Below are 1,111 nucleotides of genomic sequence, written 5' to 3'. Positions count from 1 at the left end.
CTTCTTCGGCATTTGCCTGAGCCTGCGTCGCTACCGGAACAGGTTCTTCCGCAGGAGTGTTGGTTTCAACTTCACTACGTTTTACAAAAGTTCTCTTTTTACGAACTTCAACACTGACGCTTTTACCAGCCTGACGGGATGTGCCACCACCTAATTTAATTTCACTGACTGATTTACGTTTCAGTGTGATTTTTTTCGGTGATGCGTCTTTATCATTCGCCACTTTGCCATGTCTTTGCTGTAAAAATTGCAACAGACTTTGCTTTTGATCTTCAGTAATCAGATCATCTGGCTTTGAAACTTTAATGCCAGCTTCGTTAAGCTGATCAACTAAACGCTCAGGTGTGATACCGACTGTGTCGGCCAGGTCCTTAACCTTCATGTCACTCATTGGTTACTCCCCTGTTTCTGTTTGTTCGTCGGCAAACCATGACTCACGTGCTTTCATGATAAATGCGGCAGCTTGTTTTTCATCAATACCAGCCACTTCGACCAATTCATCCACGGACTGATCTGCAAGGTCATCAACGGTTAAAACACCCTGACTATTCAGTTTGGCAACCAGCTCAGCAGTCATTCCAGGCAAATCCTGTAACGTTTCGGCAGGAGAAGCGTTTTCAATCTGCTCTTCACTGGCAATTGCCCGTGTCAGCAATACATCTCTGGCACGTGAGCGTAACTCGTTCACAATATCGGTATCAAACTCTTCGATATCAAGCATTTCCTGTTCCGGCACATAAGCCACTTCTTCGAGAGAAGAAAAACCTTCCTGAGCCAGAATTAAGGCAACGTCTTCATCTACATCCAAATCCGCCATAAAGGTCTGAATCAATGAACTGATTTCAGTTTCTGCTTTCTGATCTGCATCTGAGGCAGACATCACATTCAGTTCCCAACCAGTCAATTGGCTGGCTAATCGAACATTCTGACCACCGCGACCAATCGCTTGTGATAACTGTCCATCTTCAACGGCGATATCCATACTGTGCGCATCTTCATCAACGACGATGGATAATACTTCAGCGGGTGCCATGGCATTAATTGCAAAACGTGCTGGTTCTTCATCCCATAGAATAATGTCAACACGCTCACCGGCCAACTCATTGGTCAC

2 protein-coding genes are annotated in these 1,111 nt (G+C 45.2%); both read right to left on the bottom strand.

Translation table 11 applies throughout. From position 1 onward, the window contains the following. The coding region (locus tag B3O33_RS10290) for a translation initiation factor IF-2 associated domain-containing protein (protein ID WP_292363542.1) at nucleotides 1–391 on the bottom strand (391 nt) is incomplete at its 3' end. 3 nt (nucleotides 392–394) lie between these two features. Continuing rightward, nucleotides 395–1,111, bottom strand: a 717-nt coding sequence (gene nusA, locus B3O33_RS10285; protein WP_292363541.1) for a transcription termination/antitermination protein NusA, incomplete at its 5' end; no start/stop codon positions are given.

The sequence above is a fragment of the Methylophaga sp. UBA1464 genome (assembly GCF_002325665.1).
Lineage (GTDB): Bacteria > Pseudomonadota > Gammaproteobacteria > Nitrosococcales > Methylophagaceae > Methylophaga.
This window is presented reverse-complemented; position numbering and strand designations above follow the sequence as displayed.